At 52.1% G+C, this 12,734-nt stretch carries 10 protein-coding genes; 1 reads left to right on the top strand and 9 read right to left on the bottom strand.

The window, feature by feature from the left end; all coding sequences use genetic code 11:
- Positions 1-15 precede the first annotated feature (15 nt).
- The 6 genes from ybgE to mngA form a co-directional block, all read right to left on the bottom strand.
- Positions 16-306 (bottom strand): cyd operon protein YbgE, encoded by a 291-nt coding sequence (ybgE, locus tag M987_RS12080; RefSeq protein ID WP_014069387.1) that lies wholly within the window; start codon positions 304-306, stop codon positions 16-18.
- Positions 306-419 (bottom strand): cytochrome bd-I oxidase subunit CydX, encoded by a 114-nt coding sequence (gene cydX, locus M987_RS12075; protein WP_014069386.1) that lies wholly within the window; start codon positions 417-419, stop codon positions 306-308. The genes ybgE and cydX overlap by 1 nt, the downstream gene beginning before the upstream one ends.
- 14 nt (positions 420-433) lie before the next feature.
- On the bottom strand, positions 434-1,573 hold the full coding sequence (cydB, locus tag M987_RS12070; RefSeq protein ID WP_014069385.1) for a cytochrome d ubiquinol oxidase subunit II: 1,140 nt from the start codon (positions 1,571-1,573) through the stop codon (positions 434-436).
- A 15-nt stretch (positions 1,574-1,588) separates the two neighbouring features.
- A complete protein-coding gene (cydA, locus tag M987_RS12065; RefSeq protein ID WP_014069384.1) occupies positions 1,589-3,157 on the bottom strand; it encodes a cytochrome ubiquinol oxidase subunit I in 1,569 nt (522 codons plus the stop codon).
- A 682-nt stretch (positions 3,158-3,839) separates the two neighbouring features.
- The gene (gene mngB, locus M987_RS12060) at positions 3,840-6,473 is read right to left on the bottom strand and encodes a mannosylglycerate hydrolase (RefSeq protein ID WP_014069383.1); all 2,634 of its coding nucleotides are present in this window, start codon (positions 6,471-6,473) and stop codon (positions 3,840-3,842) included.
- 22 nt (positions 6,474-6,495) lie between these two features.
- A complete protein-coding gene (gene mngA / locus M987_RS12055) occupies positions 6,496-8,403 on the bottom strand; it encodes a PTS 2-O-a-mannosyl-D-glycerate transporter subunit IIABC (RefSeq protein WP_014069382.1) in 1,908 nt (635 codons plus the stop codon).
- 172 nt (positions 8,404-8,575) lie between these two features.
- Here mngA and M987_RS12050 point away from each other — a divergent pair, with 172 nt between their 5' ends.
- The gene (locus tag M987_RS12050) at positions 8,576-9,292 is read left to right on the top strand and encodes a GntR family transcriptional regulator (protein ID WP_014069381.1); all 717 of its coding nucleotides are present in this window, start codon (positions 8,576-8,578) and stop codon (positions 9,290-9,292) included.
- 81 nt (positions 9,293-9,373) lie between these two features.
- Here the strand turns inward: M987_RS12050 and sucD are convergent, their stop codons facing one another.
- From sucD to odhB, 3 genes are all read right to left on the bottom strand, one after another.
- Complete coding sequence (gene sucD, locus M987_RS12045; RefSeq protein WP_014069380.1) at positions 9,374-10,243, bottom strand: succinate--CoA ligase subunit alpha; 870 nt, start codon at positions 10,241-10,243, stop codon at positions 9,374-9,376.
- Entirely contained in the window at positions 10,243-11,409 is a 1,167-nt protein-coding gene (gene sucC, locus M987_RS12040) for an ADP-forming succinate--CoA ligase subunit beta (protein ID WP_014069379.1), read from the bottom strand. Before sucC ends, sucD begins: the two co-directional genes overlap by 1 nt.
- An 85-nt stretch (positions 11,410-11,494) precedes the next feature.
- A complete protein-coding gene (gene odhB, locus M987_RS12035; protein WP_014069378.1) occupies positions 11,495-12,721 on the bottom strand; it encodes a 2-oxoglutarate dehydrogenase complex dihydrolipoyllysine-residue succinyltransferase in 1,227 nt (408 codons plus the stop codon).
- Positions 12,722-12,734: the final 13 nt, after the last annotated feature.

Below are 12,734 nucleotides of genomic sequence, written 5' to 3'. Positions count from 1 at the left end.
ACGGACATTTCTTATTCAGAAGAAGAAGAAAATCAGCCCAGCGAGAAGCACCAGATCGGCAATCAGCGGGCAGAAAATACCCTGCCAGTGAATGGCTTTCGGACGAAAGCCAACGCCGTGAATAACACCTGCGCAGACGGCCCACATGATGAAGAAACCGTGCCAGATCTCGAGCTCGCTGGTCTTCGCTGCAAAACGCGAAGGGTCCCAGAAAATACAACCTGCCAGCAGTAATGCCATCACTAAAGAAAGCGCCCTTAACGGGCGCTTATCCATTACCGCGTAAAGCGTCGCGATAATGTTCATTAGTGTTTTTCGTCACTCGCTTTGGACGCTTCAATGTGCTCAAGCGCCAGGGCAGTAATGATGCCAAATGCACAGGCAAGAAGCGTCCCCAAAATCCATGCGAAATACCACATATTCAGCTCCTTACTTAGTACAGGGAATGAGTGTTACGTTCGATGTCTTCTTTCGTGATACGACCGAACATTTTCCAGTAACACCAGGTGGTGTAGAGCAGGATAATCGGAACGAACACGCACGCAACATACGTCATCAGGTTCAGCGTCAGCTGGCTAGATGTTGCATCCCACATGGTCAGACTTGCGTTCATCATGGTGCTGGAAGGCATAACGAATGGGAACATCGCGATACCCGCCGTCAGAATGATGCACGCCAGCGTCAGTGAAGAGAATACAAACGCCAGAGCGCCTTTTTCCAGACGGGACGTCAGCACGGTCAGCAGCGGCAACAGAACACCCAGAGCCGGGATAACCCACAGCACAGGCATGTTGTTGAAGTTAGTCATCCAGGCACCTGCCTGACGCACAACTTCTTTCGTCAGCGGGTTAGACGGCGCAGCATGGTTCATCGCAGAGGTCACCACGTAACCATCAATACCGTACACCACCCAGACACCGGCCAGTGCGAAGCAGACAAGCGTCACCAGGGCAGCCAGCTGAGCGGTTGCACGTGAACGCAGATGCAGTTCACCTACCGTACGCATTTGCAGGTAAGTCGCGCCCTGAGTAATGATCATCGCCACACTCACCACGCCCGCCAGCAGACCAAACGGATTCAGCAGCTGGAAGAAGTTACCGGTGTAGTAAAGACGCATGTACTCATCAATGTGGAACGGAACACCTTGCAACAGGTTACCGAACGCCACACCAATCACCAGCGGTGGAACAAAGCTACCAATGAAGATGCCCCAGTCCCACATGTTGCGCCAGCGGGTGTCTTCAATCTTGGAACGGTAGTCGAAACCGACCGGACGGAAGAATAAAGACGCCAGCACCAGAATCATCGCCACATAGAAGCCGGAGAACGCAGCCGCGTAGACCATCGGCCAGGCAGCAAACAGCGCGCCGCCCGCGGTGATGAGCCACACCTGGTTACCATCCCAGTGCGGGGCGATGGAGTTGATCATAATTCGACGCTCGGTGTCATTACGACCGAGGAAACGGGTGAGCATCCCCACCCCCATGTCGAAACCGTCGGTGACAGCAAAGCCAATCAGCAAAATACCAACCAGCAGCCACCAGATAAAACGCAATACTTCATAATCGATCATTTGATGACTCCTGTCTTAGCGTGCCGGCTGAGTAGTCGCAGCGGACTGCTCGTAGTGATAGCGACCGGTTTTCAGGCTGCTTGGGCCAAGGCGCGCGAACTTGAACATCAGGAACAGTTCAGCCACCAGGAACAGGGTATACAGACCACAAATCAGCAGCATGGAGAAGATCAAATCGCCCGCTGTCAGGGAGGAGTTCGCTACTGCCGTTGGCAGCACCTCACCTATCGCCCATGGCTGACGGCCATATTCCGCCACAAACCAACCGGATTCGATAGCAATCCATGGCAGTGGAATACCGTACATCGCGGTACGCAGCAGCCATTTTTTCTGACCGATACGGTTACGAATAACTGACCAGAAGGACGCCGCGATGATAAGCAGCATCAGGATGCCGCAGCCCACCATGATACGGAATGCGAAGTACAGTGGCGCAACGCGTGGAATGGAGTCTTTGGTAGCCTGCTGGATTTGCGCTTCCGTCGCGTCAGAGACGTTCGGGGTATAGCGTTTGAGCAGCAGCCCGTAACCCAGGTCTTTCTTCACGCTGTTGAACTCATCGCGTACAGACTGATCGGTTGAGCCAGCACGCAGCTGCTCCAGCAGTGAATAAGCTTTCATACCATTACGGATACGGCCTTCATGCTGCACCATCAGATCTTTCAGGCCAGTAACCTGTTTGTCGACGGAGCGGGTTGCGATGATGCCCAGCGCGTAAGGGATTTGAATAGAGAAGTGGTTTTGCTGCGCATCCTGATCCGGGATACCGAACAGGGTAAAGGCAGCCGGAGCCGGTTGGGTTTCCCATTCAGCTTCGATAGCAGCCAGTTTGGTTTTCTGCACGTCACCCATTTCGTAACCGGATTCATCACCCAGAACGATAACGGAGAGGATTGCAGCCATACCGAAGCTAGCAGCGATAGCAAAGGAGCGCTTAGCGAAAGCAAAGTCACGGCCGCGCAGCATGTAGTAGGAACTGATACCCAGAACGAACATCGCACCACAAACGTAGCCAGATGCCACGGTGTGAACGAATTTAACCTGAGCTACCGGGTTCAGGACCAGCTCGGCAAAGCTGACCATCTCCATACGCATGGTTTCGAAGTTGAAATCAGATGCGATTGGGTTTTGCATCCAGCCGTTCGCCACCAGGATCCACAGCGCGGACAGGTTGGAACCCAATGCCACAAGCCAGGTGACCGCCATATGCTGGACTTTGCCCAGACGGTCCCAACCGAAGAAGAACAGACCTACAAAGGTGGATTCGAGGAAGAAGGCCATCAGACCTTCAATGGCCAGCGGCGCACCGAAGATATCCCCAACGTAGTGGGAATAATAAGACCAGTTAGTCCCGAACTGGAACTCCATGGTCAAACCGGTTGCCACGCCCAGTGCGAAGTTGATACCAAACAACTTGCCCCAGAACTTGGTCATATCTTTATAAATCTGTTTGCCGGAGAGGACGTAGACCGTTTCCATGATGGCCAGCAGGAACGCCATACCGAGCGTCAGTGGCACAAACAGGAAGTGGTACATCGCGGTCAAGGCAAACTGTAAGCGCGACAGTTCGACTATATCTAACATCATGACTCCTTGCTCATCGCATGAAGACTCCGAGAGTGAAACCCGTAAGAGAGATCCACACACATGCCCCAATACAAAGTTATCTACTCCCCTTCTTCGTTGCCTATTCTCTCCTGGAGGAAAAAGCAGTGATGAAAGGTTGCAAATACGTTAATAAAAAACCCAAATTGATCCCGCAAATATAATACGCTGCAAAACCCTTACAATAAACAGGTTTTTATTGAATCACATTTACGTTTTACGACGGTGATCAACTTATAGCAAAACTACCACTTTTCAGCCATTTTGATCGGGCACAATTTAGCGCCTTTTGATGGTTTTTTCCAAGGATTAAACATTGATTTAAATCAAAATTACATCGCACTGTTAACCATGTTTAATTACAGCAGGAATAGTAAAAGGCATGTTAAAATTATGTGTATGACGAGGCGGTGATAGTTATCAAATACAAGAAAAAATATAAACAGAGGTGATTTTAATTAACGCGGGAGAGGATGCATATTTACATACCAGAGAACCTGTAATCATAGTCTCTTCACAGTATTTTTCCATTGTTGTGCTAAAGCACCCAGAAATTACATTTGATTTACTTTTAACCCCTTTAAAATTAACACCACAATGTGACAATTTAAGGAAACGAAGAGTTGCACCACCTGCAACCCTCCGTTCATATCTCGCACCGTTAGTCTAACCAAATGCTAAATGTACGCGATTGACTCGGTCTAAATACTTCAGTGATGCACTTAGCTTCATGCCCTTCAGCCTGCAGTCTCTCGTTCATGTCAGTCTCACAACATCGCTTAATTGCTCTGCTCATGGATAGCGTAACGTCGCAGGTACCCGACTCCGACGGGTTAAATACCCTAATGATCAGCTCATCACGATCTTCTGCTTTTTTCAGGGCGCTCAGGAGACAGCCTGTCGGGGAGAGCGTTAACAGGCTGTAGCTGTCCGGTGTCGTAAACGTGGCTCGGTTGAGCTTCATCGCATCCCAGGGGATTTTATTGTAACACTGGACAGGAGTTAGCCAGCTTTTCGCCTGATGTGCAACGCCTGTATTTTCAGGCGATCCGTTGAAGCTAAAGAGACTGAATCGGCAGTTGAGCGAGCCACGAAGCTGCGAGTCAGGCACGGGCATTTTGATGCCAGAAGGCCTGCCAGGACGCAGAAGTAAATCTTCCTTTCCGAGCAGTCCGACTCCACGTAACAGCGTCAGGGCAAAGGTTTTTTTGTCGTCGCCGATAACTTCAAATTCCCGCAATCCTTCAGTGAACAGCGCCAGCCCATTGCGTTTCTCCTGGAGAACAACATAGTTAAGGAGATTCCAGACCGGCAGAGGAGCCTCTTTCCATCCCTCCGTTTGCCAGTTGGCCATTGCTTCATCATTTACAGGCCGTGTCAGTGAACCAAATTGTGTATCGGCTAACACGGTGTCCGGATTAAATGGTGTGGGGATCAAAACGCGAACGCGATGGTCATCCGCCTGGTTGTCCAGACGCACTTCCACATCGATACGCCTGTTGTTCTGGCTGAGTGTGATTACCACTTCAGCGCCAAGGTATCCGTTTTGCTGGCGCGCTGAACGTTCAGAAAGGTTAGCCGGAATAGCCATACGGTGACGGATCACCGCCCTGCTCTGCCACCCTTCATGCACCACTTCAACCTCGTGCTCTCCCTGTGCCGTTGTGAGCCGCCACTCCTCCCGTGACGGGGAGTAATCGTACTCATCGCCATCATCTGAACTCTCTTCAATTTCCAGCACGCGGTCGTAAATCAGCCCAGACTCTTTATCGAACAGACGCAGCGTTCCGTCACGATTGATCTCAACTTGCCAGAACGCATTTTCCAGCAATGCTTCGGTATTTTTTACGGTTGGAACCTGCTTTCCGCTGGCATGAGGCTCTATATAAAGTGTGCGATATCCCATGGAAGGCAGGATAGCCTCAATCTGAATATCGAACTCCATGAACGGCTCATAATTACCGTAATGGACGATTTGCCTGTCAATCAGCCCAGGATCAAGTTCGCGGGCGCAGCGAATGAAATACGGGATACTGTTCCCTTTGTCATCCAGCAGACGGAACTGACTGGCGCGCAAGCGAATCGTGGTATTAATGACCTCTTCACGCGGCCAGGGCATCAGATTAAACATCACCAGCTTGTCGTTATCAGTTTGCGGCATATTGTCGGTAATCTTACGCATATAAAAGTGCGTCAGGTTATCGGCCATGTCTTCTGCCAGCACAAAGCGGGACATAATTTCACGGTGGACTTTGTCACTACAGCAGCACCCGATACTGTCGTGGGCATGATTTTTGAGGATCTCTTTCCACATTTTTTCCAGCAAGCCGTGGTGATACTCAAAACCCAGCGTCCAGGCAAGAGTCGCCAGCGGCTCCAGAATATTCACGATTTTGTTCTCAATTCGGGCATGGATGATTTTAATGTCCATTCGCGTAGATCCAATCGTCCGGTGCACGCGCATATATTTACCATCGATAAACTCCCCTTTCAGGGTCGCAAGTTCATTCCGGTGAGCATCAATTTGTTCAAAAACCTCCTCGAAGCGGCTCATCACAAACTGACGCTGTGGGTAAATTTCGCGAAGTTTATCCATCACCGCAAAAATGTTCTGCTGCAGGGGCATTTGGTCGTGGCCATTCGGTAGCATAATATTTTTGGTTACCGAGGCTTTTTCCAGCACATCGAAGTAGCTGTCGAGTCGTTTCCGCAGACCCGCTTCGTCCTCCGGTAAGTACTTACCAATCGCGTAGCCCAGTGGTAGCACCTGTGCCGTCACTTCGCTGCCGTCCGCACTTTGCCACAAAAATTCAGTTTTATCGGTGCCGTGACGCTCTGAGCATCCGCGCCAGAACATCGTTCGGGTAATACCAAATCCGTTATAGATATGCGGCAACTGTCCGGACATACCAAACGAATCCGGCAGATAACCAATTTTCATCGGTTCGCCAAACGCCATGCAATCACGGATACCGTACATCAGATTACGCACAATCGACTCGCCGCTGACGATAGTGGTATCGGTTTGGGTATACCACGGCCCGATTATCAACTTTCCGGCTTCCACCAGTTGTTTCACGCGTGGCCTGCTTTCAGGCATGACGGCAAAGTAGTCCTCCAGCACAGCCGTCTGCCCGTCGAGGACATAATATTTGTACTCTTCATCCTGTTCGAGTCGAGTCAGGATCTCTTCCATATTATTAACGAGGAGAATACGCGACGCTTCGGTGGTGAAATACCACTCGCGATCCCAGTGCATATGCGGCGTGATATGAACGCGAGATACAGCTTTCATCTTCTTTTCCTGTAAGTAAGTTTTATGGCGTGACGTCTTCAGTGTTGTATTTGCCTTTTTTCAAGGCATGGCGTCGCCAGAACAGTAAAATGAGCGTAGAAATGGCGGTACCAACAAGTGCCGCACCGAACCAACCTGCCGCAGCACTCACCCCACCGATTCCAGCGTGATGCAGTAAAAAGAGGGAGAAAATGCCCGCTCCTGGCGTGGATAACCCAATCCCCATTGCACCGACGGTTGCCCCCGTTGCCATCGAGCCAAGGACAAGCGAGCCAATCACTCTCAGCGGATCTTCTATCGCCATCGGGATAGCACCTTCGGTAATACCCGCCAGCCCGAGCAGCCACGTTGACTTGCCGATTTCAATTTCAAACGGCTTAAAGAGGTACGGAGCAAGCATCGTTGATGCGGTGACGGTAAAGGCCGACACCATTTTGACAGAGGCAAAAATGGCATATGGACCGTAAACGCCATTGGCCATTGCCCCCAGACAGAACGCATACGCTGCTTTGTTGACCGGCCCACCCAAATCGAACGAGCACATAAATCCGAGGAGCATTCCGAGTAAAAGCGCATTCGCACCAGAGAGACCGTTTAACCAGGCTGTGAGCGAGTTATTGAGCCATGCCACTGGCTCCCCTATCACAAACAGCATCAGACTGCCCGCCCCCAGAACGCCAATCACAGGGTAGAGGTAATAGGTCAAGAAACCGTTATAACGATTACTGAGGCGAATGTGATTTTTAACCCAGCGCATCATGTAGCCAGCGATCAGTCCGCCTGCAACAGCACCCAGAAAACCGGAGCCGATCATATTGGCGGCAAGTCCAGCCGCAAAGCCCGGAGCCAGTGCGGGTTTATCCGCCAGCGAATAGGCTGTATAAGCAGCAAGTACGGGCACCATCAAAATGCCGAGAATGCCGCCGCCAAGTTTGCGGTACATCCACAGCCACGAATTTTCCTGATCGAATAGATGCTGCAAACCCAGCATCTGTGACAGCAGTACCGCGACAGCCAGCACCGTTCCCCCGGCAACGATCAGCGGTACAGCAAAAGAGATACCGCTAAGCAGAGCCTGCTTGAGCTCTGTCCTTATACTCCTTTCTTCAGCCTGTACCGGTTGTGCTATGGACGACGCCGGTAAAGCCAGCGCCCGCTCAATCAGGGCTTCGGCATGGCGCAGCGGTTCCGCAACCGGTACTGAAATGGCCGGAATGCCCTGAAAGCGTTCGTACTCTTTAATCGCCACTTCGGCGGCAAAAATACATGCTCGCGCATCGCGCAACTGCTGCGGAGTGATACGCCCTTCAATGCCGTTCGCCCCCTGTTTTTCAACCACTACATTGATGCCGAGCTTGCGCCCTGCTTTTTCCAGATATTCAGCTGCCATATAAGTGTGGGCAATCCCGGCCGGACAGGCAGTGACGCAGACAACTGTAGGTGCATCAACCAGTACAGTGTTTTCCTCGCCCTGAGGCGTATCGTTGAGCGCAGCCAGTAAGGCTGGCGCAGTGGTCGCCGCCATAACCCGCTCCCGCAGTTTATCGTCTGCCAGTCTGGACGTGAGCTCCGTTAACACCTGAATGTGCGTTGACCCCGCTTCAGACGGCGGAATGGCGAGCAGGAAAATGAGTTCGACCTCCTCAGGGCCTTCAACACCTTCCCATTTCAGTGGTTCGATTAGCGTCGCCACAGCAAAGGCGGCTTCCTTCACAACTGATGATTTGCCGTGTGGCACAGCCAGTCCTTCTCCAAGCGCCGTGGGCCCTAGCGATTCACGACGAAAAACTTCCGCTAAAAATTCATCGCAATCAGTGATCTTTCCCAGCTCAAACAATCGCATTGTGAGCTTGCGTATGGCCTCATCCCGGCTGGGGAACTGTGTCTGCACGCAGATAGCGCTGGGGTGGGTCAGGGTCGTCAGGTTCATGCAGATCCTCACATTCATGGTGTTATTGTCTGCCGAGAATTGTGACAGACGAAACAATACATTTATGTGATCATTTTCACTAACATGCATTATTTGTATTTAATTTGTATTGTTTACAAATTACAGGTTGCGGGCATAATACTTTGAAAAGGTATTAATCAGGCATCACATAATGAGTAACAAACCGATGTATCGGCAGATAGCCGATGCGCTGCGCGACAAAATCACTACTGGTGAATTGAAGCCCGGAGATGCATTACCGACGGAATCAAGCCTTCAAGAGGCGTTCGGTGTAAGTCGCGTGACAATCAGGCAGGCGCTAAAGCGGCTGACGGAAGAGCAGATCATCGAGAGTATTCAGGGCAGCGGTTCATACGTGAAAGAAGAGCGCGTCAATTACGATATCTACCAGCTCACGGGTTTCTACGAGAAACTGGCCGACAGAAACGTGGATACTCACAGTGACGTCAAAATTTTCGAGGTCATAAAAGCTGATGCGCGTATGGCAGAAACGTTAAACATTAAGCCCGAGGATAAAATCTGGCACGTTAAACGCGTACGCTTCATAAAGCAAAAACCGGTAAACCTGGAGGAAACGTGGATGCCTCTGGCAATGTTTGCCGACCTCACGTGGGAAGTGATGGAAAACTCCAAGTATCACTATATTGAGCAGATCAAAAAAATGGCCATCGATCGTAGCGAGCAAGAACTCGTGCCGGTCATGCCCTCTCAGGAGGCAATAGCCGCACTGGCGCTCGATCCGACAAAACCCATTCTGGAAAAAGTCTCCCGCGGTTTTCTGAAAGACGGACGGGTTTTTGAATACAGCCGCAACGTGTTCAATACCGACGATTACAAGTTCACTCTCGTCGCCAGACGCAGGCAATAAAAAAGGCCGCTTTTCAGCGGCCAACCATGTCGAAACGGACATTTTTATTTCAAAGCTCCCAGTCCTGGGAGCAGAGAGGACTTACTTAATGATGGATTTCAGTGCTTCGCCGATATCGGCCAGGCTGCGCACAGTTTTCACACCAGCAGCTTCCAGCGCAGCGAATTTCTCATCCGCTGTACCTTTACCGCCCGCGATGATTGCGCCTGCGTGGCCCATACGTTTGCCTTTCGGCGCAGTGACGCCCGCGATGTAGCCCACTACAGGCTTAGTCACGTGATCTTTGATGTACGCAGCGGCTTCTTCTTCTGCGCTACCGCCGATTTCACCGATCATGACGATCGCTTCGGTCTGCGGGTCTTCCTGGAACAGTTTCAGGATGTCGATGAAGTTAGAGCCCGGGATCGGGTCACCACCGATGCCCACACAGGTGGACTGGCCGAAACCGTAGTCAGTGGTCTGCTTAACAGCTTCATACGTCAGGGTACCAGAGCGGGAAACGATGCCCACTTTGCCTGGGCGATGAATGTGGCCTGGCATGATACCGATTTTGCACTCGCCCGGGGTGATAACACCTGGGCAGTTCGGGCCGATCATACGCACGCCAGCTTCATCCAGCTTCACTTTCACAGTCAGCATGTCCAGGGTCGGGATGCCTTCGGTGATGGTGATGATCAGTTTGATGCCTGCGTCGATCGCTTCCAGAATGGAGTCTTTGCAGAATGCCGCCGGAACGTAGATAACGGTCGCGGTTGCGCCCGTCGCTTCTACGGCTTCGCGTACGGTGTTGAACACTGGCAGACCCAGGTGAGTGGTACCGCCTTTACCTGGCGTGACACCGCCAACCATCTGCGTACCGTAGGCAATCGCCTGCTCGGAGTGGAAAGTCCCCTGGCTACCGGTGAAGCCCTGGCAGATAACCTTGGTATCTTTATTAATTAAAACTGACATTATTTCCCCTCCACTGCGGCAACAACCTGCTGAGCTGCATCCGTCAGACTTTTCGCTGCAATAATATTCAGGCCGCTGTCAGCCAGTTTTTTCGCGCCGAGTTCAGCGTTGTTACCTTCCAGACGCACAACAACCGGGACGTTAACGCCCACTTCTGCCACCGCGCCGATGATACCGTCAGCGATCAGGTCGCAACGAACGATACCGCCGAAGATGTTAACCAGAACGGCTTTCACATTGTCGTCAGAGAGAATGATTTTGAACGCTTCGGTTACGCGCTCTTTGGTTGCGCCGCCGCCTACGTCGAGGAAGTTCGCTGGCTCACCACCGTGCAGCTTAACGATGTCCATGGTGCCCATTGCCAGGCCCGCACCGTTAACCATGCAACCGATGTTGCCATCAAGTGCCACGTAGTTCAGTTCCCACTGTGCAGCCTGCGCTTCACGCGGATCTTCCTGAGACTGGTCACGCATTTCGCGCAGATCCGGCTGGCGGAACAGTGCGTTGCCGTCAGCGCCCAGTTTGCCGTCGAGGCAGATCAGATCGCCCTGAGTGGTGATAACCAACGGGTTAATTTCGATCAGCGCCAGATCGCGCTCCAGGAAGATAGTCGCCAGGCCCATGAAGATCTTGGTGAACTGTTGAACCAGTTTACCTTCCAGACCCAGTTTGAACGCCAGCTCACGACCCTGGTAAGGCATTGGGCCTGCCAGCGGATCAATGGCCACTTTGTGGATCAGATGTGGCGTTTCTTCTGCCACTTTTTCGATTTCCACGCCGCCTTCAGTAGACGCCATGAACACCACGCGACGGGAGCTACGGTCTACCACTGCGCCGAGGTACAATTCTTTTGCGATATCGGTCGCCGCTTCTACCAGGATCTGGTTAACAGGCTGGCCATTCGCATCTGTTTGATAGGTTACCAGCCGCTTACCAAGCCAATGTTCAGCAAAAGCACGGATCTCTTCTTTGCTCTTAACAACCTTCACACCGCCCGCTTTACCACGGCCACCAGCGTGAACCTGACATTTAACTACCCAAGGGCCGGAACCGATTTTAGATGCGGCTTCTTCTGCTTCACGCGGGGTAGTACAGGCATAACCCACCGGAGCCGGTAAGCCATACCGGGCAAACAGCTGTTTGGCCTGATATTCATGTAAGTTCATGTGTTCTATCCATCCTTCAGGTAATCGTTAGGTATTGCTTTTGTAGGCCCGGCAAGCTTAATGCCGCCGGGCAAGACTGCTAAAACTAGACGTCGAGCAGCAGACGCGTTGGATCTTCCAGCAGCTCTTTAATGGCTACCAGGAAGCCGACGGACTCGCGGCCATCGATCAGACGGTGATCGTAAGAGAGCGCCAGATACATCATTGGCAGGATCTCAACTTTACCGTCTACCGCCATCGGACGATCTTTGATGGCGTGCATCCCCAGGATCGCGCTCTGCGGTGGGTTGATGATCGGCGTAGACATCAGTGAACCGAATACACCGCCGTTGGTAATGGTGAAGTTACCGCCGGTCAGGTCGTCTACAGTCAGCTTGCCATCACGGCCTTTCACTGCCAGCTCTTTAATATTTTTCTCGATGTCTGCCATACCCAGGGTATCCACATCACGCAGAACTGGCGTTACCAGGCCACGTGGGGTAGAAACCGCCATGCTGACGTCGAAATAGTTGTGGTAAACCACGTCATCGCCATCGATAGACGCGTTCACTTCCGGGTAGCGTTTCAGCGCTTCAACAACCGCTTTTACGTAGAAGGACATAAAGCCCAGACGGATACCGTGACGTTTTTCAAACGCGTCACCGTACTGCTTACGCAGGTCCATGATTGGCTTCATGTTCACTTCGTTGAAGGTGGTCAGCATCGCGGTGGAGTTTTTCGCTTCCAGCAGACGCTCAGCCACACGCTTACGCAGACGAGTCATCGGTACGCGTTTTTCACTGCGTGCGCCCAGAGCAGGCTGTGCCGCTGGCGCTGCCGCAGGGGCTTTGGCTTCTGCTTCCGCTTTCGCAGGCGCTTTCGCCAGGTGTTTCTCAATGTCTTCGCGAGTCAGACGACCACCCACACCGGTGCCTTTAATGGCAGCCGCGTCCAGGTTGTGCTCAGCCAGCAGGCGACGGATCGCCGGGCTGAGTGCATCGTTGCTCTGCTCTTCCAGAGAGGCCTGCTGACGCTGCGCTGGGGTAGAGGCTTTCTCATCAGACTTAGCGCTGGACTCTTTGCCCGCGCTGTTGCCTTCACGCAGGCGACCCAGGATCTGACGAGAGGTTACGGTGGTGCCTTCATCTTCCAGCACTGCATCCAGAACGCCATCCGCCGAAGCCGGTACTTCCAGTACCACTTTGTCAGTTTCGATTTCTACCAGCACTTCATCGCGCTTAACGGCATCGCCCGGTTTTTTGTGCCAGGTGGCGACAGTCGCATCTGCTACAGATTCAGGCAGGTCGGGAACAAGAATATCTACGCTACTCATTATGTATCCTTTA

The sequence above is a fragment of the Enterobacter soli ATCC BAA-2102 genome (genome assembly GCF_001654845.1).
Taxonomy (GTDB): domain Bacteria; phylum Pseudomonadota; class Gammaproteobacteria; order Enterobacterales; family Enterobacteriaceae; genus Enterobacter; species Enterobacter soli.
This window is presented reverse-complemented; position numbering and strand designations above follow the sequence as displayed.